At 70.8% G+C, this 240-nt stretch carries 1 protein-coding gene; it reads right to left on the reverse strand.

All coding sequences use genetic code 11. The features are described from left to right. A partial coding sequence (locus RYX56_RS26815) for an FAD-binding protein (protein ID WP_317124462.1) occupies positions 1-240 on the reverse strand: 240 nt, incomplete at both ends.

Here is a 240-nt window from a genome sequence, read left to right on the forward strand (position 1 = left end):
TGCCGATGGCGATGTAGAGCGCCGGGGCGACCACCTTGCCGGTCTGACCGACCTGATAGTCGTTGGGCGCATAGCCGGCGTCGACCGCCGCGCGCGAGGCGCCGATGGCGGCGCCCAGCTTGTCGGCGAGCGGCTCCATCACGGCATGAAACTCGTCCGCCGAGCCCAGGGCGCGACCGCCGGAGACGATGATCTTGGCGGCGCCCAGCTCGGGCCGGTCCGACTTGACCATTTCCTCGG

It is taken from the genome of Alkalihalophilus lindianensis (assembly GCF_032843265.1).
Lineage (GTDB): Bacteria > Bacillota > Bacilli > Bacillales > Bacillaceae_D > Alkalihalophilus > Alkalihalophilus lindianensis.